Genomic DNA, 253 nt, shown 5'->3' with positions numbered 1-253 from the left:
GGCATGCCCGACAGCTTGCGCACCAAAAGGCGGGACAGGTCCAGGACTTTCAGCAGCTCGCCGGCGTTTTCCACCAGGTTGGCGAGGTCGGCCGCCATCGACTCTTGGAAGTCGGGCAGTTCGTGGGCGCGATGCATCCACTGCACCGAGAGCAGCAGCTGCTCGCCGCTGGCGGGCTCGGCCAGCTCGTACCGCGACTTGTCAGCCAGCTCTGCGCTGCTGAGGATGACCTTGCAGCCGTTCGGGAAGGTCA

General features: G+C 65.6%; 1 protein-coding gene. It reads right to left on the bottom strand.

Annotation, left to right across the window (positions count from 1 at the left end; genetic code table 11):
- A partial coding sequence (locus ACX3VQ_RS13035; RefSeq protein WP_462581474.1) for a hypothetical protein occupies positions 1–253 on the bottom strand: 253 nt, incomplete at both ends.

This window comes from Altererythrobacter chaiwopuensis, assembly GCF_054957735.1.
This window is presented reverse-complemented; position numbering and strand designations above follow the sequence as displayed.